Below are 21,283 nucleotides of genomic sequence, written 5' to 3' on the forward strand. Positions count from 1 at the left end.
GCTCCCTCGTAGGGCGGTGGTGCGTCTCCCGGGGGTGGCCGTCCCGAAATATAGGACCGACCGAATCCTGGCAACGTCGTGCTGATGACAGCTCCTCATCACGCATTTATCACATTTGACGATGGTAGCCTACCCGTCAATGTCCATTTGCGGACGGTGCGGCGTGAGAAGGTGGTTGTAGCGTGCGCCAAAAGCTGTGACCGGCCTGACCAAAAATGATCGACTGCCGAAACGCTTATCAAGTGGACCGCAACACGACTATCGTCTCTGTCCTATCCCTATTTTGGCGTGGAAATCAATCATCATCGGGCGGCCGGCTGCAGGCCGAACGGACGGGGAGGGCGAAACGGTGACGATTTCACGGCCGCCCGCTGCACAGCGGGCAACAGGTGGATTTCCCGAGATCTGGAAGGTCCCGCCACGCAACAAGAATTTCACCGGCCGTGAAGAGCTGCTCAGCCGGCTGCGCGACGGCATCGTCGATCAAGTAACGGCGGTGGTGCCGCACGCTCTGCACGGCCTTGGCGGTGTCGGCAAGACGCAGATGGCCGTTGAGTACGCATATCGTTTTCGCGACAGCTACGACATCGTCTGGTGGATCCCCTCAGACCAACCTGGTCTGGTTCGATCGACCTTGGCGCAACTCGCTCCGCATCTGGGTTTGCCTCCCGCGACCGCGACCGGCATCGAGGACGCCGCGAACGCGGTATTGGAGGCGCTGCGCCGCGGTAAGCCGTACTCCCAATGGCTATTGATCTTCGACAACGCGGATGAGCCGGAAGAACTCAGCGACATCGTTCCACCCGGGCCGGGGCACGTGCTTATCACTTCCCGCAACCATCGATGGGAAAGTGTGGTCGACACGGTGGCCATTGACGTTTTCCCCCGCCCGGAGAGCGTCGAGTTCTTCAAGCGGCGGATGCGCCGTTCACTCAGCGACCTCGACGCGAACCGGCTGGCGGAAGAACTGGGTGACCTTCCGCTGGCACTGGAACAGGCCGCCGCTCTCCAGACCGAGACCGGCATGTCCGCCGAAGATTATCTACGGCTGCTCAGAGAACGCACCAGCACGCTGCTCAGCGAGGGAAAGCCGAGTGAATACCCCCTCTCCATGACGGCGGCCTGGGGACTGTCGGTCGCCAAGCTCAAGGAGAATCTGCCCGAAGCCATGGAGCTGCTGCGCTGCTGCGCGTTCTTCGGGCCGGAGCCGATTCCCAGGGCTGTCTTCTATCCGGTCGCAGGAAAGGTGCGCCCACAGATCGCCGAACTGCTCGCCGACCCCATCCGGTTGAGTAAGGCGATCGGGCGACTCGGCAAGTACGCCCTGGTGCGACTCGACGCCGAAGCCGGGGAGCGCACCATTCAGGTGCACCGCCTGATCCAGGCGCTGCTCCGTGAAGAGCTTGACGCCACGACCCAGGAGGAGATTCGCGCGGAAGTCCACTCCCTGCTCGTCGGGGCCGCTTCGGGGAATCCCGACGACCCGCGGAACTGGCCTCGCTACGACGCTCTGCTGGCCCATGTCGGGCCGTCCCTGATGGCCGAGAGCCGCCGAGACGAAGTACGGAATTTCGCGCTGGACATCCTGACATACCTGAGCACATCGGGAAACCACGAGTCGACCCGCAGCCACACCGAGACATTCCTGCAGCAGTGGACCGCCGACTCCGGGCCGGATGACCTTTACGTGCTGAGGGCGAAGCGCTCACAGGGCAACCTGCTGCGCAGCCTGGGCCGCTACAACGAGGCGTACGATCTCGACTCCGCCACGCTCGCCACGATGCGCAAGGCGGTCGGACCCACGCATCTCGACACCCTGATTCTGCTCAACAGCATCGGCGCCGACCTGCGGGCGAAGGGCTCGTTCCACGAGGCCCGCGACCACGACGCCGAGTCCGTACGCCTGCACGAGGAAGTTCTGGGGCCCGACCATGTGACCACGCTTCGGGCGGTCAACAACCTGGCGCTCGACCATGGTCTCACCAGCGACTACCGCGGTTCACGGACGTTGCAGGAACAGGCGCTCCGGCTGGCGCTGGCCCAGAAGGGCATGGGCCGGGGCACCGTGCTGAACCTCTGGACCGGTCTCGCGCGCGCCGTCCGGCTGTGCGGCGACTACACCGAGGCGTGCGATGTGGGGGAGGACGCGCTGGCGTACGGGCGCGAGCAACTCGACGCCGACCATCCTCGCATCCTCATCACGATGAAGGACCTGGCCATCGCCAGGCTCCGCTCCGGCGAGACCGCCGAGGCCCTCGAACTGGCCCAGGAGGTGCACGCGCGCTACGTCCGGCTGTACGGCCTCGACCACCCCGGCACCCTGGCCGCGGCCACCTCGCTCGCGAACGCGTTGCGCGCCAACGGGCAGGCGGAGGACGCGTTCGAGCTGGCATCGGACACCATGCTGCGCTACCCGGGCATGTACGGCTCCGAGCATCCCTATCACTACGGCTGCGCCAGCAATGTAGCGCTCCTGCACCGGGTGCTTGACCGGCCGCAGGAGGCGCGCGAACTGAACGAGCAGGCCCTCGAAGGCATCGAGCGAACGCTGGGGCGTGACCACCACTACACCCTCACCATCGCGTTGAACCTCACCAGCGACTTCGCTGTGCTCGGGGATCTCAAGGCGGCATGTGAACTCGGCAAGGACACACATCGCCGTTTGAAGGAACTCCTCGGTGAGAGGCACCCCACGACACTGGGTTGTGCCGCCAATCTGGCCGCTGACCTGAACGCCGCCAACGAGCGAGAGGATTCCCAGGCGCTCTTCGCGGAGACGATGGAGTTCTACATCGAAACACTCGGCGCGGAGCATCCGGACACCGTGGTGGCGGCCGCGGGCCGGCATCTCGACATTGATTTCGACCCGCCGCCGATCTAAACACCGCCGATGCGTTCGGTGCCGCTGGCCGCGAGCGGACGGGGTTGGTTCCAGGTGGCCCTCGACAAGAGGGCCACATCATTGGTCAACACCCGCCGGATATGCGTGATCAACCGGTACAGGTCGCGGCAGTAGACCGATGGATTGCGGAATCCACTACCGGAGCGATAACGATGCGGGTATAGCCCGGCGCCACAGACAGCGGCGATATCGCAGGCCACACAGATTTCCGACAGCGCCCTGGCGCCGATCTGCCGGGCGGCGATGGCGGGCAGCAGCAGCGCGGCGTCGAATGGATCGCGTGACACATGCAGCAGCGTTCCACTGGCTCCGTCGTAAGCCGACTTCAACGTGTCGACCTGTTCGATGCCGCCGTTTGTTTCCACCACTACGATTGCCACGGGAGACAGGCCGATCGACTCACTCCGGGACGGACGGCCGCACAGGAGCCGGATGATTTCACTGAACAACCGGACCCGGGTTTCTCGTTCGGGGGCGCCATACCAGCGGTCGAAGATGGCGACGAGCCAATCGCCATAGCTGGTGTCCGTCCCCGAGTGGCCAGGCGGGGGAGTATCCCAATTCCCGTGCGGGAGGAGGAAGTCTATGGTCGGCGGCCGGAATTCCAGCAACGCCTCGTACGTCGTCGCCGGGTCGTTGGCCAAGTCGATCGTGCACAGCAGACCGCCGAACAGGTGTCGGTATTCGGGGGCGGTCAGCCGTTCCAGCCCCGCCCGCACCTTCGTATAGGTTCCCTCACCGCTGGCGCGGCGGCGGTGGCGGTCCTGGCCCTCGGCGTCGCCGTCCAGGCTGACCCCGACGCGCACATTCAGTTCGGCGAACAGGCGCAGGAACGCCGCGTCGAGCAGGACTCCGTTGGTCTGAACGCTGACGGTCAACTCGATACCGTCGAGGACTGAGCGGAGTTTTGTGACCGCATAGCGGATGCGGTCGAATCCGGCCAGCAGGGGTTCGCCGCCGTGCAGGAGGATCTCGATGCTGTTCAGGTTGTGCGCTTCGGCGTGTTCGGCGATACGCGTGGCCACGTGATCGATTGTGGTTCGTGACATACGGCGGGGCTGGCGGCGCCAGCCCTGGTCGGCCATCTCGTACATGTAACAGTAGTCACAGGCGAGATTGCAGCGGCTGTGTAGTTTGAGGATGAACTGCCGGAGTGGGGTCGGGCGCCATCCCGACTGAAGCAGTTCCGCGACATCGAGGCTCGCAGGCCATTCGGCATCACTGGTGGCAGTGTCTGGCCCGGAGTACTCTCCCATGCTGATCAGCTCCCAGGATGAGATTTGAGCGCGGCCATGGGATACGTTCAGTCGCGAAGCGAATCCCCGTTAGCTGAGATCATGAAACCCCTACGGCGCATGGCAGAGCCCCGTATGTGCGGTAAGCTTACCGGAATTATCATTCAGCTTAAGATGCCCGGATAGCACATTTCTCGGGTGATGGTCCAACGCTCGTGGTGCCGCCAGGAACCGTCAATCCATATCGGGGGCACGGAACAGTCCTGCCTGCGAAAACCAAGCCGTTTGACCAGATTCAGGCAGGCCGTATTCCCCGGTTGGATGTCGGCTTCGAGGCCATCCAGGTTGAGCCGGTGAAAGGCGATATGGAGAGTCAGTTCCACACCTTCGCGCATGTATCCTCGCCCCGTCATGCCGGAGAAGGCGCCAAAGCCGATCGCCCTTCGGAGCGGGTCATCGCGGTTGACCGGCCTTAAGTTGACGATGCCGGCCAACTCACCGGTGGAACGCAAGCACACCACCAGGCCCACGGCGGCGACGCCGTCAAAACGGTTGACGTAGGCCGCGAATGCCGCTGGGGTGGTCGGCATTGATATCCATTGCCGGTGCATCGCGAGACTTGACCTGGCCAACTCGATGAATTCGGGCTGATCGTCCGGTGTGACCTCGCGCACCAGCACGGAAGAGTACGGATTCGCATTCATCCCGTACAAATCTATGACACGGCATGCGCGCGCGGCGGTCACCGGCGATTCCGGATTGCCCGGCCGAAGATCCATGTCCGCAGCAGGAGAAACCGCAGGCAGGTGGTCGCCAGGTTGGCCAGCACCAGCACGCCGAGTTCCAGCGCCTGGGCGGGGTCGGGGGCGAGGGCGTGCAGCAGGGCGAGTGAGCCGCCGGTCAGGCCCAGGCTCGCGGCGAAGACCACGAGGCCCTGGGCGTGGTGCAGCCAGAGGCCGCCGCCGCGCACTCCGAAGGCGAAACGGCGGTTCAGCGCGGTGTTGGCCACGGCGGTGACGAGGAGGGCGATGAGGTTGGCCGTCTGGGGGCCGGTTTGCGTGCGCAGCACGGCGTACAACATCAGGTAGGCGAGCGTGCATGCGACGCCGACGGCGGCGAAGCGCAGCAGCTGCCCGGCCAGACCGGCGGGCACACCGGCGACGGGCAGGGGCGCCCGGCCGAACTGTTCGCGCAGCCGGGCCAGGGGCAGCCGGCCGGTGCCGAGCGCCTTGGCCAGCCGGGCGATGCCCTTGAGGTCGGCGATGGCGGTCCGCACGATGTCGACGCGGCTGTCGGGGTCGTCCACCCAGTCAACCGGCACCTCGTGGATGCGCAGCCCGGCGCGTTCGGTGAGCACGAGCAGTTCGGTGTCGAAGAACCAGCCGGTGTCCTCCACCAGGGGCAGCAGCCGCGCGGCCACGTCGGCGCGGAGGGCCTTGAAGCCGCACTGCGCGTCGGAGAAGCGGGCCCAGAGCGCGCCGCGCAGCAGCAGGTTGTAGCAGCGGGAGATGATCTCCCGTTTGGGGCCGCGGATCACGCGGGCGCCGCGGGTGAGCCGCGAGCCGATCGCCAGGTCGGAGTGGCCGGAGATGAGCGGAGCCACCAGCGGCAGCAGGGCGGTGAGGTCGGTGGACAGGTCGACGTCCATGTAGGCGAGCACCTGCGCGTCGGAGGCCGACCAGGCGTGCTTGAGCGCGCGGCCCCGCCCTTTGGCGGCCAGCCGCAGGGAGGTGACCTCCGGCAGTTCGGCGGCGAGCCGGGCCGCGATCCGCGGGGTGCCGTCGGTGCTGGCGTTGTCGGCGATCGTGATGCGAAAGGGGTACGGGAAGTCGTGCAGCAGGTGCTCGTGCAGGCGGCGCACGCATGGCTCCAGGTCGTCCTCCTCGTTGTGCACGGGGACCACGACATCCAGGACCGGTGCGCGCGCCTCCTGCCCGGCGGCTGCGACGTATGCGACTGAAGTGCTCATATCCTCACCGTTGTCCGAATCGCTGTCAGGGCCTTGTGGTGTCGCTGTGGCGCGGCTGTGAAGGTCAGGAGGCCGAGCCGCTGGATGACGTCAGGTCGTAGACGGTGAGGCCGTCGACCGTGGTGGCCTGGAAGATGGCCGCCACCCATGCGGAGATCTGCGAGTCGCCGCGCATGCCGTCGCCGCCGATGAAGTAGTGGATCCGCCGATCGGCGACGTACTGCTGGAACTGGGCGAGGGTGGGGGAGGGGTCGCTGCCGTTGAAGCCGCCGATGGGCATGACGGGTTCGCCGGAGGCCAGCTGGTAGCCCGAGGCGTTCTGCGATCCGATCGCCGCCGCCACCCAGGTGTAGGAGTCGGCGTCGCGCCGCAGCAGCTCGACCACGTCCGCGCCGGGAGTGGAGGCGTTGAGCAGCCCGCCCATGCCCCCGCCCATGCCGCCGCCCCGCCCCATGCCGCCCTGCGCCCTGTCACCCTGCCCCATGCCGTTTGGCGGCGTACCGCCCCAGGGCGCCCCACCGTTCCGCGCCGTGCCGACGCCTGGTGCGCCCGGGGGCATGCCCGGTCCGCGGCCGCCCCTGCCTCCGGAGTCGGCCGTCACGAATGGACCGGCCGACGGGATCGAGCCGCTGTGCGGGGTGGCGGCGGTGTCCATCGCGTACGCCGCCGGCCCGGCCAGGACCACGGTGAACGCCAGCGCCGCGATCATTCCGGCCACCCGCACGGGCAGCCGGGCGGAGGCCAGCAGTCCCAGCGCCGCCAGGAGCCCGCCGAGCAGCACCGCCCAGCGCAACCACGGCAGGAATTCGCCACTGCGTCCGAGCAGCTCGTACGACCACCAGGCCGTCACCGCCACGGTGGCAGCCGCGACGGGTGCCGCCCACGCGGTGTTCCACCGCCGCCACAGGGTCACCGCGCCCATGCCGGCCAGCGCGCCGAGGGCCGGAGCGAGGGCCACGGTGTAGTAGGCGTGGAAGATGCCCGCCATGAAGCTGAACACCCCGGCGGTGATCAGCAGCCAGCCGCCCCACAACACGAACCCGGCGCGGGTTCGGTCGGTGCGTGCCGTGCGGGCCGTCACCGCGAGGCCCACGGCCAGCAGGATGAGCGCGGCGGGCAGCAGCCAGGCGACCTGGCCGCCCTGCGCGGCGTCGAACATGCGCGTCCACCCGGTCTCGCCCCAGCCGCCGCCAGGACCGCCGCCGACGCTGCCGGTTTCGTTGCCGTTCAGGCGGCCGAGGCCGTTGTAGCCCAGGGTCAGCTCCAGGAGGCTGTTGCGCTGCGAACCGCCGATGTAGGGGCGCGCCGACGCGGGCACCAGCTCGACGATCGCGACGTACCAGCCGCTCGACACGATCAGCGCGACACCCGCCAGGAGCAGTTGCAGGATGCGCCTGCCGAGCTTGGGCGGCCCCGCGATGAGGTAGACCAGCGCGAACACGGGGACCACCAGCAGCGCCTGAAGCATCTTGGCCAGGAAGCCGAAGCCGACGAAGACCCCGGCCCACACCAGCCACTTGGTGGCGCCGCTCTCGACGGCCCGCACGGTCGCGTACGCACCGGCGACCAGGAGCAGCACCAGCAGCGCGTCGGGGTTGTTGAAGCGGAACATCAGCACCGCCACCGGCGTCAGCGTCATCACGGCGCCGGCGATGAGGCCCGCCGCCGGTCCGTACCAGCGCCGTACGGTCGCGAAGAGCAGCCCGACCGCGGCGACGCCCATCAGCGCCTGCGGCACCAGGATGCTCCAGGCGTTGACGCCGAACAGCCGCGCCGACAGGGCCATCACCCAGAGCGAGGCGGGCGTCTTGTCGACGGTGATCGAGTTGCCCGCGTCCGAGGAGCCGAAGAAGAACGCCGTCCAATCCTGCGATCCGGCCTGCGCCGCCGCCGAGTAGAACGAGTTCGCCCAGCCGGAGGCGCCCAGGCCCCACAAGTAGAGCACGGCGGTGGCCAGCAGCAGCACCGGCAGGGCCAGGTGCCTCTTACGGCGCGTTGGGGTGGGCGATGGTAGATCTACCGACATCGCGGGCAACGTGGAGCTCAACGGTGCGTCCTTTCGTCCGTGCGTACCCGAGAACTGTCGGCCACCGGACTGTCCGCTCCTTGTGCCGGCGCTGTGCGCAGGCTGTGAGCTCAGGTCTTCAGCGGCAACCGCACGGTGAACCGGGTGCGGCCGGGCACGCTGTCCACGTCCACGCTCCCGCCCTGCGCGTCGAGCACCGCGCGCACGATGGCCAGCCCGAGGCCGGTGCTGCCCGCCGCCCGGGAGCGGGAGCCGTCGCCGCGGGCGAACCGCTCGAAGATGTGCGGCAGCAGGTCGGCCGGGATGCCGTGGCCGGTGTCGACCACCCGCAGCACGGCCTGCTCGCCGCGGGCGCTCACGCTGACCGTGACGCGGGTGCCCTCGGGCGTGTGCGTGCGCGCGTTGGCCAGCAGGTTCGCCAGCACCTGCTGCAGCCGCGCCGGGTCGCCGACGACCATGACGGGCTCCTCGGGCAGGTCCAGCCGCCAGTCATGCCGCGGGCCCGCGGCATGGGCGTCGCTGACCGCGTTGACCGTCAGCATGGACAGGTCGACGGGTTCATGCGCGAGCGGCCGGCCGGCGTCCAGGCGGGCCAGCAGCAGCATGTCCTCGACCAGGGCGGTCATCCGCCGCGCTTCGGATTCCACCCGGCCAAGCACGTGCGCCACCTCGGGCGGCACGGGCCGCGGGCCGCGCCGGCTCAGTTCGGCGTAGCCGCGGATCGCCGCCAGCGGGGTGCGCAGCTCGTGGCTGGCGTCGGCGACGAACTGGCGCACCTGCGTCTCGCTGGCGTGCCGTACCTCCAGGGCGTTGCCGACGTGGTCCAGCATGCGGTTCAGCGCCGCACCCACCTGGCCGACCTCGGTGCGCGCGTCGGCGTCGGCCTCGGCGACCCGCTGCGGCAGCTCCACCTCGCCGCGGTCCAGGGTCAGCTGCGACACCCGGGTGGCGGTGGCCGCCACCCGGGACAACGGCCGCAACGTCCGCCCCACGATCACCACGCCGATGTACGCCACGGCCAGCAGCATCAGCACGCTCACCCCGGCCACCACCCCGGCCACCAGGTACAGCGTCTCCTTCGTGTCCGCCAGCGGCAGCCCGGTGACCAGGACCGCGCCGTCGGGCAGGTTCCGCGCGATCAGGCGGTAGTCGCCCAGCTCGCCGAGGTCGTAGCTGCGCGGCGCGGCGCCCACCGGAATCGCCGGGAGTGTGGCGCCGAGGTGGCCGGCGTCCGCCGGCCCGTTCTCCGTCAGCACGTCCGCGTTGACGACCACGCCGTCGCAGATCCACGCCGACAGGGTGCCGATGACCTGCCCGGGCGGGAAGTCCCGCCCTCGTGGTTGCGCGCAACCGGGCGGGCCGGTGCGGGGGAGCGGGTCGAAGCCGCGCGGCGCCCGGTTCGCCGCCGCTGTCAGCTGGCCGTCGACGCGGTCGTAGAGCACCTTGTTCAGCGTCACCTCGGCGGTCACGCCGACGACCAGGAACGCGGCCCCGAGCAGGGCGAGCATGGCCGCCACCAGGCGGGCCCGCAACGACCAGCGCTTACTCAGCGGGCTTGAGAACATACCCCGCGCCGCGCAATGTGTGGATCATCGGTGCCCGGCCGGCGTCGATCTTCTTGCGCAGGTACGAGACGTACAGCTCCACCACGTTCGCCTGCCCGCCGAAGTCGTAGTTCCACACCCGGTCGAGGATCTGCGCCTTGCTGAGGACCCGGCGCGGATTGCGCATCAGGAAGCGCAGCAGCTCGAACTCCTTGGCCGTCAGGGTGATCAGTTCACCGCCGCGCCGTACCTCGTGGCTGTCCTCGTCCATGACCAGGTCTCCGAGCACGAGCCGGGAGTCGGCGCGCAGCTCCGAACGGGCGGCCCGGCGCATCAGGCCGCGCAGCCGCGCCACCACCTCCTCCAGGCTGAACGGCTTGGTCACGTAGTCGTCGCCACCCGCCGTCAGCCCCGCTATCCGGTCCTCGACCGAGTCCTTCGCGGTCAGGAACAGCACCGGCACCTCCGGCGCCTCCCCGCGCAGCCGCCGCAACACCTCCAGCCCGTCGATGTCGGGCAGCATCACGTCGAGCACGACGGCGTCCGGCCGGAAACCGCGCGCGACCCGGACGGCGCTCAGGCCGTCTCCGGCGCTGCGCACCTCCCAGCCCTCGTAGCGCAGCGCCATGGCCAGCAACTCCGCCAGGGTGGGCTCATCATCCACCACCAGGACCCGTACCGGGCCAGTGTGCGCCAGCATCATGGTCCGATTGTCGGGAATGATGCTGAGTGCGACCTTTCGTCATCCTGTGTATCAGCTGTGAGCACGGAGGAAGGGGGTCACCATGCCCAAGGAAATCGAATGCGTGTTCGGGGTTGACGTCGACGCCGTCGCCGGATGGCTCGGCTCGTACGGTGGCGAGGACTCGCCCTCGGACATCCAGCGAGGGATGTTCGCCGGGGACGTCGGCATCCCACGGCTCCTGAACCTCTTCAAGAGGTACGACCTGCCGGCGACCTGGTTCATCCCAGGTCACTCGATCGAGACCTTCCCGGACTCGATCAAGATGGTCGTCGACGCCGGTCACGAGATCGGCGCGCACGGCTACTCGCACGAGAACCCCGTCGCGATGACCCCCCAACAGGAAGAGGACGTCCTCGCCTACTGTGTCGACCTCATCGAACAGGTCAGCGGCAGAGCTCCTCGCGGCTACGTCGCGCCCTGGTGGGAGATGTCGGCCAACACCGCCACGCTGCTGAAGAAGTACGGATTCACCTACGACCACAGCCAGGGCCTCCACGACTTCATGCCGTTCTACGCCCGGGTCGGTGACTCCTGGACGAAAATCGACTACAGCCAGGAGGCCGGCGCCTGGATGAAGCCGCTGCGGCGCGGCGAGATCCTCGACCTGGTCGAGATCGGCGCCAACTGGTACACCGACGACCTGCCACCGATGATGTTCATCAAGAAGTCCCCCAACAGCGCGGGCTGGGTGAACCCCCGCGACGTCGAATCATGGTGGAAGGACCAGTTCGACTGGGTTTACCGCGAGCAGGACTACGGCGTTTTCGCCTTCACCATCCACCCTGACGTCTCCGGGCGCCCTCAGATGCTGCTCATGCTCGAGCGCCTGATCGAGTACATCACCGCCCACGAGGGCGTCACCTGGACCACCATGGAGGCGGCCGCGAACGACTTCCGCCGGCGCTACCCATTCCCTGGTCCCACAGGCAGCCCATACATGCCGGGTTCCTGAACCGACAAACGCCTCATAGACGCCTTCCGCGGTACTGTAACGATTTAGTCATCAGGACGGTAGGAGGGACACGCGCTACTGTCAAGAGTCGGTCGGACGCTTCTCAGGTGCGAGGTGGCGCCGTCGACCGGCGTGGGACCAGGCTTGGCGGTTGCGTGGCGTGGGACTCGTGCTCGACGCCGTTCATCACGTCGAACAGGGCATTCGTGACCTCGACGCCGAATGCGTAGATGTCATGGCTCATCGCCGACAGCGCAGGACGCGTGAGCTGGCACAACAGCGAGTCGTCCCAGGCCAGTATGGACAGGTCCTCGGGAACCGACAGGCCGAACTCGTCGACGACGTTCAGCGCGGCGACCGCCATGAGGTCGTTGTCGAAGATGATCGCGGTGGGCCGTCCGGGCTCAAGCAGCAACCGGCGGACCGCTCTGCTCCCCTGTACGGCCGAGAAGTCGGCGGCCACGGTGCGGCCCTCGATGCCCAGTTCGCCCACCACCTCCTCGAACGCCGCGGTCCGGATCACCGAGTGGCCGAGTTCGGCCAGGCCGGAGACCCGTCCGACGCAGCGATGACCCAGCGCGGCCAGGTACCGCACGGCCTCCCGGATCCCGGCGGCGTCATCGGTCCAGACCGAGGTGAACGGTCCGGCCAGTGACGGGTGCCCGACGACGACCGCCGGCAACCCGATCTCCGCGAGCGCGGGAATGCGAGGATCGTCCACTTTCAGGTCGACCAGGATGCTGCCGTTGACCCGCCCGCCCTGCCACCACTCGCGATGGACCTCGATCTCCTCGTCGGCCTCGATCACCCGCAGCAGCAGCGAGCACCCGCGCTTGCCGAGCACGCTCTCGATCCCGGAGACGAACTCCATGTAGAACGGCTCGAGCCCGAGCAGCCGGGCCGGCCGCGCGATGGCGAGACCGACCGTGTGCACCGCGTGCCCGGACAGTGCGGCAGCGGCCAGATTCGGACGCCAGCCCAGGTCGCGGGCGGCTTTCAGGATGCGTTCCTTGGTGGCCGCCGACACGCCGGGCCGATCGTGCAACGCCATCGTCACCGCCGAAGGCGACACCCCGGCAAGCGCGGCAACGTCCTTGATCGTCACCCTGCGATCCCTGCGGGCCGCACCCATCTCCGTCACAACGACCGCCTTCTGACAGCAGAGCAGGGTCGCGTTCGGCCCCGGTCGAGCTCAATTTACCCGCTTACCGACTGCAAGGTGCGAGTAGATGCCCATCCATGGCGTACGCCCGGCCGGCGCTCACAGCCGAACAGCCCAGCCAGGAGGGCCCAGCCGTCCCCGAGCTGGTGCACTGTAACGATCTATGGACAGACTGAAATATCGAACCTATGGTGAGGCCTCCCCAGGACCGGCCGAAGGGAAGCCCATGCCTCACGACACGATCTTTCCCCCGTACTTCCGCTGGGGAGTGGCGACCTCGGCGTACCAGATCGAGGGCGCGGCCCGCGAAGACGGCAGGACCGACTCCATCTGGGACACCTTCTGCCGCGTGCCGGGAGCCGTGGCCAACGGCGACACCGGCGACGTGGCCTGCGATCACTACCACCGCATGACCGAGGACGTCTCCCTGCTGGCGGGACTAGGCGTGGACACCTACCGGTTCTCGATCTCGTGGCCGCGCGTGCAACCGGGCGGGACGGGCCCGGCGAACGAGAAAGGGCTGGACTTCTACGATCGCCTTGTCGATGAACTGCTGGCCAGCGGCGTCGACCCGTGGGTGACGCTCTACCACTGGGATCTGCCCCAGGAGCTGGAGGACGCCGGTGGCTGGCCGGAGCGCGACACGGCCTGGCGGTTCGCCGACTTCGCCGAGCTGGTGTTCGCCCGCCTTCAGGACCGCGTCGCGTCGTGGACCACGCTCAACGAACCGTGGTGCGTGGCCATGTACGGCTACGCCGACGGCATGCACGCCCCTGGACGCCGTGACCGCGCCGCCGCCATGCACGCCGTCCATCACCTGCTGCTCGCCCACGGCGCCGCCGTCGACCGGATGCGAAGTGCTGGCGGCGACCATCGTTTCGGCATCACTCTCAACCTGACCCCGGCGATCCCGCGGACCGAGGCCGACGTCGAGACCGCCCGTCGCGCGGACGGCTTCGGTATCCGCATGTACCTGGACCCGCTGCTACGCGGCCACTACCCGTCCGACACCCTCGCCGACCTGGCCGAAGAGGGCATCAAGCTGCCCATGGAACCGGGCGACCTGGCCACCATCGCCACGCCCTTGGACGTGCTCGGCGTGAACTACTACTTCACCGACACCGTACAGGCCGACGGCGCGGCCGTTCGGTCAGGGCCGACGACCGCGCTCGGCTGGCCGATCACGCCCGCAGGGCTGACCGACCTGCTGGTCCGCCTGCACCGCGAGTACCCGCCCATCCCGATCGTCATCACCGAGAACGGCGGCGCCTTCCCGGACGAGAAGCCGACCCCCACGATTGACGACGAGGACCGGATCGCCTTCCTGAGCGCGCACATCGACGCCGTGGCCCAGGCCCGCCACCATGGCTGTGACGTGCGCGGATACTTCGTCTGGACACTGCTCGACAACTTCGAATGGGCCCACGGCTACGGCCCCACATTCGGCCTCGTCTCGGTCGACCGGACCACTCAGCGGCGCACGCTGAAGCGCAGCGCGCACTGGTACCGCGACATGATCATGCGTCACGTATCGATTTAGTAGCGCCAGTGCTGCGCGAACCACTCGCCGATACACGTTTGAGCTGCTTAAATACTGGATCTTCATCCGACTCCCCGCAGCAGGCTTCGAGGAGTTACTAAAACGCTCTATGGACACCTTGAAATGTTGCGTCTAGGTTAAGCAGCCATCAGCCGCTCGGGGTTCACAGAACGAGGAGATGTGCGACGTGCGAGGAACACGCGTGATGGCGGCCGGCATCGCCCTGATGATCGGCCTGACCGCCTGCGGCGGCGGTGGCGAACCAGCCCCGAATGAGGGCGCGGTAACGGTACCGTCCGACCCCGGACAGGTCTCTGGAACGATCACCGTCCTGACCAACCGGACCGACCAGGTGCAGGACGGCACCGCCAAGGCGTACGCCGCCGAGTTCAACAAGCTCTACCCGAAGGTGACGGTCGAGTTCCAAGGGCTCACCGACTACGAGGGCGACGTCAAGATCCGCATGAACAGTGAGGACTACGGCGACGTTCTGTCGATTCCCAACTCGGTGCCGACCAGCCAGTACCCCACGTTCTTCGCCCCCCTGGGCTCCGCGGCCGAGATCTCGCAGACGTACGACTTCACCGAGCGCGGCACCATCAACGGCCAGGTGTACGGCATCGCCAACATCGGCGTCGCCACCGGCTTCGTCTACAACAAGGCCGTCTGGCAGCAGGCCGGAATGACCGAATGGCCGAAGACGCCCGCCGAGTTCATCACCGCGCTCAAGGCGATCAAGGAGAAGACGGGCGCGACCCCGTACTACACGAACTACAAGGACGCCTGGCCGCTGACGAACTGGGGCAACGCGGTCGGCTCGCCGAGCTGTGACCCGGCCGCCAACGACAAACTCGCCACGACGAAGGAGCCGTGGGCGGCCGGGCAGGAGCTCAACGTCATCGACACACTCCTGTTCGACATCGTGAAGAACGGCCTGTCGGAGGCCGACCCGAACACGACGAACTGGGAGAACTCCAAGAACCTGATCGCCACTGGCAAGATCGCCACGATGTGGCTCGGCTCATGGGCGGTCGTGCAGATGCGGGACGCGGCCACGAAGGCCGGCAAGAACCCCGACGACATCGGCTTCATGCCGTTCCCGGCGCAGGTCGACGGCCACTTCTGCGCCGCCGTACGCCCCGACTACCAGTACGCGATCAACGTGCACAGCAAGAACAAGGCGGCGGCGCGGGCCTGGATCGAGTGGTTCATCACCAAGTCCGGTGACGCGCAGAAGGCGCTGTCGATCTCGTCGGTCAAGGGCGCTCCGCTCCCCAGCAGCCTGCAGCCCTTCCAGGACGCGGGCGTGAAGTTCGTCAGCCTGAGCTGGGCGAAGAACACGATGGTCCTGGACATCGACAAGGCGTCCGAGGTGGGTCTGGGCGCGCCCGACTACCGCCAGCACCTGGTCGACGTCGCCCGCGGCGCGGCCAAGGGCGACCTGCCAGGCATCTTCGCCGACCTCAACAAGAAGTGGTCCGAGGCCCAGTCCACCATCGGCGGCTAGCGCATGCCGGCATCTCATGTGGCGCGTCCCCGCCCGGCCGCGCCCCCGCCCGTACGCCCCCGGATGGAGGCGGAGCGGCGGCGTGACACGAGGCGGTGGTGGACGCCGTGGGCCTACCTGGCGGCCCCGCTGGTGCTGCTGGTGGTCTTCACGCACGTCCCGGCCGTGAGCATGTTCGTCTACAGCCTCACGGACTGGGACGGCCTGAGCCCGACCCGGAACTTCGTGGGCGTCGACAACTACTTGGACCTGTTCACCCGCCCGAAGATGCTCCAGGTGTTCGCGGTCAGCCTGTTCTACCTCGCGGGCGCGGCGATGCAGATCGTGGTGGCGCTCTACTTCGCGACGATCCTGAGCTTCGACACCAGGTTCAGGAACGTGTTCAAGGGCATCCTGTTCTTCCCCTACTTGATCAACGGCGTGGCCATCGGGTTCGTGTTCCTCTACTTCTTCCAGCCGGGCGGCACGCTCGACACGGTGGCGCGCCTGTTCGGCCTGGAGCCGCACCTGTGGCTGGGCGACCCCGACCTGGTGAACACCTCGCTGGCCGGGGTGTCGGTGTGGCGGTTCATGGGCCTGAACATGGTGCTGTTCCTGGGCGCGATCCAGTCGATCCCGCAGCACCTGTACGAGGCGGCCTCGCTCGACGGAGCCAACCGCTGGCAGCAGTTCCGCCACATCATCGCCCCCGGCATCAAGCCGGTGATCAGCCTGAGCGCGATCCTGGCGATCTCGGGCGCGCTGTCGGTATTCGAGATCCCGTTCATCATGACCGGCGGCTCGAACAACAGCGAGACGTTCGTGATCCAGACGATCAAGCTCGCGTTCAACTTCAACAAGGTCGGCCTGGCGTCGGCGGCCGCGTTCGTGCTGCTGGCGGTGGTGCTGCTGGTCACGTGGGTGCAGCGACGGCTCATCCCGGAGGAGAGAGTGGAGCTGTCATGACGCCGACGCGGGTCCTGAAGTACGCCTCCCTCCTGCTGGCCTCGGCGGTCGTCATCGTCCCGCTGCTGGCGATCATCCTGACCTCGCTCCGCACGCCCGGCGAGATGACCACCGACCCGAGCCCTCTGTCGCCCCCGGCGAACTGGTTCAACTGGGAGAACTTCCAGACCGCCTTCACCGAGGGCCACATGCTTCAGGCGCTCGGGAACACGACCTTCATCCTGTTCTTCTCGCTGCTGGGCACCGTGTTCATCGGCTCGATGACCGCGTACGCGGTGGACCGGTTCCACTTCCGCGGCAAGAAGCTCGTGATGACGCTGTTCCTGGTGGCCGCGCTGGTGCCGGGGGTCACCACGCAGGTCGCGACCTACCAGGTGGTCAACGAGCTGGGCGTGATGAACACCCACTGGGCACCGGTGCTGCTGTACATGGGCACCGATATCGTGTCGATCTACATCTTCCTGCAGTTCATTCGGTCGATCCCGATCTCGCTCGACGAGGCGGCGCGGATGGACGGCGCCAGATCGCTGACCGTCTACTGGCGGATCATCCTGCCGCTGTTGCGGCCCGCCATCGCCACCGTCGTCATCGTCAAGGGCGTCGCCATCTACAACGACTTCTACATCCCGTTCCTGTACATGCCGTCCGAGGATCTCGGCACGATCTCCACCGCGCTGTTCCGGTTCAAGGGGCCGTTCGGCGCGCACTGGGAGGTCATCTCCGCCGGGGCGGCGCTGGTCATCCTGCCCAGCCTCGTCGTGTTCCTCGCGCTGCAGCGGTTCATCTACAACGGCTTCGCGGCCGGCGCCACCAAATGAGGAGTCGCGCATTGAGCACGCACAACACGCCGCTGACCTCGGGCTGGACGGTCACGCTTGACAGTGGCGGAGGCCCGCCGGGGCTGCGCGGAACACCGATACCGGCCACGGTGCCCGGGTGCTGCCACGCCGACCTGCTGGCGGCCGGGCTGATCGCCGACCCGTACCTGGGGCGCAACGAGCTCGAGGTCGCCTGGGTCGGGCGCGCCGACTGGCGCTACGACACCCGGCTGCCCGAGATCACGGGCGACTGGGAGCGCGTGGACCTCGTCTTCGACGGGCTGGACACGGTGGCGCAGGTGAGCCTGGACGGCCACGTCCTGGGCGCGACGCGCAATATGCACCGTTCTTACCGGTTCGATGTCACCGCCCTGGAAGGCGCCGCCCTTTCGGTGCGGTTCACCTCGGCGTACGACGAGGCCGAGGCGGTGCGGGAGCGATTGGGGGCGCGGCCGAACGCGTACCCGGAACCCTTCAACTACGTGCGCAAGATGGCCGCGAGCTTCGGCTGGGACTGGGGGCCGACGCTGGTCACGGCCGGGATCTGGCGGCCGGTACGGCTGGAGTGCTGGAACACGGCGCGGCTGGCCCGGGTGCGCCCGGTGGTCACGGTCACCGGCGGCCGGGGCCGCGTGGAGGCCCACCTCGATCTGGAGCGCACGACCCCAGGACGCGAGGTGCGCGCCTCGGTGACGGTCGGCGGCCACACCGCCACGACGGCGATCATCAGCGACCGGGGTACCGTCGCCGTCGAGGTGCCCGAGGTCGCCCTCTGGTGGCCGCGCGGCCACGGCGCCCAGCCGCTCTACACGTGCCGCGTCCTCCTGACCGACGCGGAAACCGGCGCGGAACTGGATGTGTGGGAACGCCGCATCGGCTTCCGCACGGTCGAACTCGACCAGTCCCCGGACGCCCACGGCACGGCCTTCACGCTGCGGGTCAACGGCGCCCCGATCTTCGCGCGCGGCGTCAACTGGATCCCCGACGACGCGCTGCCCGTCCGCGTCACCCCCGAGCGGTACCGCACGCGGCTGGAGCAGGCCGCGGCGATCGGCGTGAATCTGGTCCGCGTCTGGGGCGGCGGCATCTACGAGGACGCCGCCTTCTACGCCGCGTGCGACGAGCTGGGCCTGATGGTCTGGCAGGACTTCCTGTTCGCCTGCGCCGCCTACCCCGAGGAGCAGCCGCTGCGCGGCGAGGTGGACGCCGAGGCCCGCGAGAACGTCGTACGGCTGATGCCGCACCCGAGCCTGGTGTTGTGGAACGGCAACAACGAGAACCTGTGGGGGTTCCGCGACTGGGACTGGGAGGACGCGCTCGCCGGCGAGAGCTGGGGCGAGGGCTACTACCTGGGCATGCTGCCGAGGATCGTCGCCGAGCTGGATCCGACCAGGCCCTATCTGCCGGGCAGCCCGTGGTCGGGTTCGTGGGACCGGCACCCCAACGACCCCGCGCACGGCCCGTCGCACTTCTGGGAGGTGTGGAACCGCCGGGACTACACCGACTACCTCAACGAGGTGCCGCGCTTCGCGGCCGAGTTCGGGTGGCAGGCCCCGCCCGCGTACGCGACCCTGACGGCGGCCCTGCCGGCTGAGGATCTGAGCCCCGACTCGGCCGGGATGTTGCACCACCAGAAGGCCGAGGACGGCAACGGCAAGCTGCGGCGCGGCCTGGCGCACCACTTCACGACCTCTGTGACGTTCGACGACTGGCACTACTTGACGCAGGTCAACCAGGCCCGCGCGGTCGCGACGGCGGTCGCCCACTGGCGTTCGCACTGGCCGGTGTGCGCGGGGACGGTCGTCTGGCAGCTCAACGACTGCTGGCCGGTCACGTCGTGGGCGGCCGTCGACGGCGCCGGGCGGCCCAAACCGCTCTACCACGAACTGCGCCGCCTGTACGCCGACCGCCTCCTCACGCTCCAGACGCGCGGGGGCGTACGCGTTCTGGCCGTGGACAACCAGTCGGCCGACCAGTGGCAAGGGATGGCCGCGGTGCGCCGGATGCGCGCCGACGGGACCGTGCTCGCCGAGGAGGCGGTGCCGTTTACGGCCGGACCGCGGAGCGTGGCCGTGCTGCCGTTGCCCGAAGGGCTGACCGCGTTCGGCGACGTGCGCGCGGAGTTCCTGGTCGCGGACGCCGACGGGCTGCGCGACCTGGTGCTCGGCTGCGCCGACGCGGCGTTCGGCTACCCGGCGCCCGAGCTCGACCTGGCGGCCCGTCCGGTTCCCGGCGGCCTCGACGTGGTGATCACGGCGCACAGCTTCGTCCGCGACCTGCTGGTGCAGGCCGACCGCCTGTCCCCGGACGCCGTCGCCGACACCGGCCTGGTCACGCTGCTGCCCGGCGAGACGCGCACGATCCGGATCACGGGCGTGGCCGCCGTGGACGACGAGCGGCTGCGCGCGGCCATGTTCAGCGTCAACGCGGCACAGCCGACGCTCGAAGGCGTCCTGCGGACATGACCATCCCCACCCCCCAAAAGAAGGAGAACGCGCAATGCACCAGTCCCGACCCCGCTCCCGCATCCGCCGCGCCCTCGCCGCCGGCTCGGCCGCGCTCGTGGCGGCGGCCACGCTGGCCCTTCCTGCGCACGCCTTCCCGGCGGCGTCCAAGCAGGACGTCCTGAACTACCTGACCTCCATCACCGGCCGCAACATCGTCAGCGGCCAGCACAACAAGGAGCCCGCCAGCCTGCCCGGCCAGTACTCCCAGCAGGTCCACGACGTCACCGGACAGTGGCCCGGCCTGTGGGGCGGCGACCTGATGTTCCGCGCCGAGGACGTCGCCAACCGCCAGCGTGTGGTCGACCAGGCCAAGCAGGAGTGGGCCAACGGCTCGCTGGTCGCCCTGACCTGGCACGTGTGCACCCCGACCGGGCCGAGCACGTGCGAGTTCGACGGCGGTGTGAAGACGGGCATCTCGGCGACCCAGTTCGGCCAGATCATCCAGGACGGCACCGCGCTCAACACCGCGTGGAAGCGCCGCCTCGACGAGGTCGTCCCCTACTTACAGCAGCTCAAGGACGCCGGGGTGCCGGTGTTGTTCCGGCCGCTGCACGAGATGAACGAGTCGTGGAACTGGTGGGGCAACCGTCCTGGTTCCTCCGGCGGCGCCCGCCTCTATCAGATCACCCGTGACTACCTCGTCGGCAAGGGGCTGAGCAACCTGATCTGGGTGTGGAACGTGCAGGACAACCCGGCAGGCGGCTGGGCGAGCTACTACCCGGGCTCGTCGTACGTCGATGTCGTCAGCCTGGACGTCTGGTACAAGGGTTACCCGTCCGCCAGTGACTACCAGCAGATCCAGAACATCGCCGCCGGCAAGCCCATCGCGATCGCGGAGATGGGCAAGGTGCCCAACGCGTCCCTGCTGGACAGCCAGACGCGGTGGACCTACTTCATGGTCTGGTCCGAGCAGCTCCGCGGCAGCAACACCAACGCCGAGATCCAGGCCGGTTACTTCCACTCTCGTACGCTCAACCAGGGCGAAGTCACCCTGACGACGGGCCCGCAGCCGACACGTACGGGTCCGATCACCGGCGTGGGCGGCAAGTGCGTCGACGTGGCGGCGTCCGGCACCGCGAACGGCACGGCCGTTCAGCTCTACGACTGCAACGGTACAGCCGCGCAGCGCTGGACGATCGGCACCGACGGCACGATCCGGGCGCTCGGCAAGTGCATGGACGTGGCCGGCGGGGGCACCGCCAACGGCACCAAGATCCAGATCTGGGACTGCAACGGATCCGGCGCCCAGCAGTGGCAGAGCATCGGCAACAGCCAGCTCCGCAACCCGCAGTCGGGCCGCGTCCTGGACGTCCCCGGCGGCAACACCGCCAACGGCACCCGCCTGCAGATCTGGGACGCCAACAACAACACCTGGCAGAAGTGGACCCTGCCCGCGTGATCCCCTCCCCGGGCGGCCCGCACACGGCCGCC

Annotated in this window: 15 protein-coding genes; 8 read left to right on the forward strand and 7 right to left on the reverse strand. The window is 68.3% G+C overall.

Annotated features, from left to right (window positions below; all coding sequences use genetic code 11):
• Positions 1–349: 349 nt before the first annotated feature.
• Complete coding sequence (gene fxsT, locus Aple_RS08045; protein WP_246264236.1) at positions 350–2,881, forward strand: FxSxx-COOH system tetratricopeptide repeat protein; 2,532 nt, start codon at positions 350–352, stop codon at positions 2,879–2,881.
• On the opposite strand, the gene Aple_RS08050 is transcribed toward fxsT, so the two are convergent.
• From Aple_RS08050 to Aple_RS08075, 6 genes are all read right to left on the reverse strand, one after another.
• Positions 2,878–4,158 carry an FxsB family cyclophane-forming radical SAM/SPASM peptide maturase gene (locus tag Aple_RS08050; protein WP_155343858.1) on the reverse strand — a complete coding sequence of 427 codons (1,281 nt, stop codon included), beginning with the start codon at positions 4,156–4,158 and terminating at the stop codon, positions 2,878–2,880. The two genes, fxsT and Aple_RS08050, sit on opposite strands and share 4 nt — an antisense overlap.
• 143 nt (positions 4,159–4,301) lie before the next feature.
• Positions 4,302–4,916 (reverse strand): GNAT family N-acetyltransferase, encoded by a 615-nt coding sequence (locus tag Aple_RS08055; protein WP_155343859.1) that lies wholly within the window; start codon positions 4,914–4,916, stop codon positions 4,302–4,304.
• Positions 4,880–6,106: a bifunctional glycosyltransferase family 2/GtrA family protein gene (locus Aple_RS08060; RefSeq protein WP_155343860.1), complete on the reverse strand. Its 1,227-nt coding sequence runs from the start codon at positions 6,104–6,106 to the stop codon at positions 4,880–4,882. Before Aple_RS08060 ends, Aple_RS08055 begins: the two co-directional genes overlap by 37 nt.
• 64 nt (positions 6,107–6,170) lie before the next feature.
• Positions 6,171–8,153 carry an ArnT family glycosyltransferase gene (locus Aple_RS08065; RefSeq protein WP_246264238.1) on the reverse strand — a complete coding sequence of 661 codons (1,983 nt, stop codon included), beginning with the start codon at positions 8,151–8,153 and terminating at the stop codon, positions 6,171–6,173.
• Positions 8,154–8,242: 89 nt separating this feature from the next.
• Positions 8,243–9,697, reverse strand: coding sequence for a sensor histidine kinase (locus tag Aple_RS08070; RefSeq protein WP_174889802.1), 1,455 nt, complete (start codon positions 9,695–9,697; stop codon positions 8,243–8,245).
• A complete protein-coding gene (locus Aple_RS08075; protein ID WP_155343861.1) occupies positions 9,675–10,379 on the reverse strand; it encodes a response regulator transcription factor in 705 nt (234 codons plus the stop codon). The genes Aple_RS08070 and Aple_RS08075 overlap by 23 nt, the downstream gene beginning before the upstream one ends.
• Before the next feature lie 82 nt (positions 10,380–10,461).
• Here Aple_RS08075 and Aple_RS08080 point away from each other — a divergent pair, with 82 nt between their 5' ends.
• On the forward strand, positions 10,462–11,373 hold the full coding sequence (locus tag Aple_RS08080; RefSeq protein WP_155343862.1) for a polysaccharide deacetylase family protein: 912 nt from the start codon (positions 10,462–10,464) through the stop codon (positions 11,371–11,373).
• A 103-nt stretch (positions 11,374–11,476) separates the two neighbouring features.
• Here the strand turns inward: Aple_RS08080 and Aple_RS08085 are convergent, their stop codons facing one another.
• Positions 11,477–12,478 (reverse strand): LacI family DNA-binding transcriptional regulator, encoded by a 1,002-nt coding sequence (locus Aple_RS08085; protein WP_218038178.1) that lies wholly within the window; start codon positions 12,476–12,478, stop codon positions 11,477–11,479.
• Between the two features lie 283 nt (positions 12,479–12,761).
• On the opposite strand from Aple_RS08085, the gene Aple_RS08090 reads away from it, so the two are divergent.
• The 6 genes from Aple_RS08090 to Aple_RS54300 all read left to right on the forward strand — a co-directional run bounded on the left by Aple_RS08090 (position 12,762) and on the right by Aple_RS54300 (position 21,251).
• A complete protein-coding gene (locus Aple_RS08090) occupies positions 12,762–14,075 on the forward strand; it encodes a GH1 family beta-glucosidase (protein ID WP_155343863.1) in 1,314 nt (437 codons plus the stop codon).
• A 187-nt stretch (positions 14,076–14,262) separates the two neighbouring features.
• Positions 14,263–15,582 carry an ABC transporter substrate-binding protein gene (locus Aple_RS08095; protein WP_218038179.1) on the forward strand — a complete coding sequence of 440 codons (1,320 nt, stop codon included), beginning with the start codon at positions 14,263–14,265 and terminating at the stop codon, positions 15,580–15,582.
• Positions 15,583–15,585: 3 nt separating this feature from the next.
• A complete protein-coding gene (locus Aple_RS08100; protein WP_170321341.1) occupies positions 15,586–16,527 on the forward strand; it encodes a carbohydrate ABC transporter permease in 942 nt (313 codons plus the stop codon).
• The gene (locus Aple_RS08105; RefSeq protein ID WP_155343865.1) at positions 16,524–17,345 is read left to right on the forward strand and encodes a carbohydrate ABC transporter permease; all 822 of its coding nucleotides are present in this window, start codon (positions 16,524–16,526) and stop codon (positions 17,343–17,345) included. Before Aple_RS08100 ends, Aple_RS08105 begins: the two co-directional genes overlap by 4 nt.
• A gap of 11 nt (positions 17,346–17,356) precedes the next feature.
• A complete protein-coding gene (locus Aple_RS08110; RefSeq protein ID WP_218038180.1) occupies positions 17,357–19,810 on the forward strand; it encodes a glycoside hydrolase family 2 protein in 2,454 nt (817 codons plus the stop codon).
• A gap of 34 nt (positions 19,811–19,844) precedes the next feature.
• Positions 19,845–21,251, forward strand: coding sequence for a glycosyl hydrolase (locus tag Aple_RS54300; RefSeq protein ID WP_155343867.1), 1,407 nt, complete (start codon positions 19,845–19,847; stop codon positions 21,249–21,251).
• Positions 21,252–21,283: the final 32 nt, after the last annotated feature.

It is taken from the genome of Acrocarpospora pleiomorpha (assembly GCF_009687885.1).
GTDB classification, from domain to species: Bacteria; Actinomycetota; Actinomycetes; order Streptosporangiales; family Streptosporangiaceae; genus Acrocarpospora; species Acrocarpospora pleiomorpha.

Excerpts from the sequence above, each read along its gene's own strand:
- Aple_RS08050 (WP_155343858.1), bottom strand. The coding sequence starts at position 4,158 with ATGGGAGAGTACTCCGGGCCAGACACTGCCACCAGTGATGCCGAATGG.
- Aple_RS08055 (WP_155343859.1), bottom strand. The coding sequence starts at position 4,916 with ATGGATCTTCGGCCGGGCAATCCGGAATCGCCGGTGACCGCCGCGCGC.
- Aple_RS08060 (WP_155343860.1), bottom strand. The coding sequence starts at position 6,106 with ATGAGCACTTCAGTCGCATACGTCGCAGCCGCCGGGCAGGAGGCGCGC.
- Aple_RS08070 (WP_174889802.1), bottom strand. The coding sequence starts at position 9,697 with ATGTTCTCAAGCCCGCTGAGTAAGCGCTGGTCGTTGCGGGCCCGCCTG.
- Aple_RS08075 (WP_155343861.1), bottom strand. The coding sequence starts at position 10,379 with ATGATGCTGGCGCACACTGGCCCGGTACGGGTCCTGGTGGTGGATGAT.
- Aple_RS08080 (WP_155343862.1), top strand. The coding sequence starts at position 10,462 with ATGCCCAAGGAAATCGAATGCGTGTTCGGGGTTGACGTCGACGCCGTC.
- Aple_RS08090 (WP_155343863.1), top strand. The coding sequence starts at position 12,762 with ATGCCTCACGACACGATCTTTCCCCCGTACTTCCGCTGGGGAGTGGCG.
- Aple_RS08100 (WP_170321341.1), top strand. The coding sequence starts at position 15,586 with ATGCCGGCATCTCATGTGGCGCGTCCCCGCCCGGCCGCGCCCCCGCCC.
- Aple_RS08105 (WP_155343865.1), top strand. The coding sequence starts at position 16,524 with ATGACGCCGACGCGGGTCCTGAAGTACGCCTCCCTCCTGCTGGCCTCG.
- Aple_RS54300 (WP_155343867.1), top strand. The coding sequence starts at position 19,845 with ATGCACCAGTCCCGACCCCGCTCCCGCATCCGCCGCGCCCTCGCCGCC.